Genomic DNA, 1,368 nt, shown 5'->3' with positions numbered 1-1,368 from the left:
CTACCGAGCTGCTCCACCCCGCGCCGTTGAAGAAACTCTAACCCGGCACGCCCGACCAGCGCAAACCCGTTCGTACGAGCTCCTGCGCGCGGCCCGTACGCTCCGAGGCGCGCGCCCTGGTGCGCCCGTACGGTCACGCCGACAGCTCCTGCTGGAGCGCCTCGCGCAGCCGCGCGGCCCGCTCCGCGACCTCCGCCGGGCCCAGCTCGACCGCCCGCGTGCACCACCGCTGCCCCTCCGCCAGTTCGCCGCGCCGGGCCATCAGCAGCGCGAGGCGCAGCGCGGCGCGGCCGTGCCCGGCCTCGGCGGCGCGCGTCCACCACAGCGCGGCCTCCGGCTCGCTGCCCTCGCGGGCCAGCAGCAGCCCGAGGTTGAAGGCGCCGTTGCGGCTGCCGGCCTCGGCGGCCTCGCGGTACCAGTGCGCGGCCTGTACGACGTCGCCGCGCAGGGCGGCGAGCATGCCGAGCCGCACCTGGGCGCGCCGGTGGCCCTGCCGGGCCGCCCGGTCGTACCACTCCTCGCACTCGGCGAGCTCCGGGCCGCCCGTGCCGTCGTCGTCCGAGGGGCGGTCGAGCAGCGCGCCGAGCCGGAAGGCGGCCTCCGCGCCGCCGCCGCGCACGGCGACCCGCAGATACCGTTCGGCGCTCTCGTCCTCGCCGTCCCGCAGCAGGGCCATGGCGACCTGGAGCGCGGCGTCGGTGTGCCCTGCCGCGGCGGCCCGGCCGTACCACTGGAAGGCCGCGCGGTCCTCGTCCCGCCCGGCGTGCAGGATGCCGAGGTTGAACGCGGCGTCCACGCTGCCCGCCTCGGCCGCCTTGGAGAACCACGGCTCGGCCCCGGCGGAGTCGCCGCGCTGGAGGAGCAGCACGGCGAGCGCGTTGGCGGCCTCGCGGTGCCCGGTGTAGGCGGCGCGGCGGTACCACTGCTCGGCCTGCTCGGTGCGGTTCTGCTCGGTGCACAGCAGGCCGAGGTTGTACGCGCCGTTGACGTCCCCGGCGTCCAGGGCGGCGCGGTACCAGCGCTCGGCGGCCTGCGGCTCGCCCCGGTCGGCGTGCAGCGCGCCCAGCGCGTTGGCGGCGTTGCCGTCGCCCTCCTGGGCGGCGCGCAGCCACCACACGGCGGCGCTCTCGATGTCGCCCACGTCGCGCAGCAGGAACCCGAGGGCGCACGCGGCGCGCGACTCGCCGTCCTTGGCGGCGGTCAGATACCAGCGGCCGGCTTCCTTCTTCTCGCCGCGCTCCTCCAGCAGCGTGCCCAGGTGCAGCGCCGCACGGCGGTGGCCGCGTGCGGCGGCCTGCCGGTACCACTGCTCGGCCTCGGTCGGCTGCCCGACGGCGTGCCGCGTCCCCGTCGCGGGCCCCTGGCGGC

At 77.9% G+C, this 1,368-nt stretch carries 1 protein-coding gene; it reads right to left on the bottom strand.

Translation table 11 applies throughout. From position 1 onward, the window contains the following. Window positions 1–133: 133 nt before the first annotated feature. Window positions 134–1,368, bottom strand: a 1,235-nt coding sequence (locus ACFU99_RS43785; RefSeq protein WP_384404378.1) for a tetratricopeptide repeat protein, incomplete at its 5' end; no start/stop codon positions are given.

Source organism: Streptomyces sp. NPDC057654 (assembly GCF_042800135.1).
In the GTDB taxonomy this organism is placed as follows: domain Bacteria; phylum Actinomycetota; class Actinomycetes; order Streptomycetales; family Streptomycetaceae; genus Streptomyces.
This window is presented reverse-complemented; position numbering and strand designations above follow the sequence as displayed.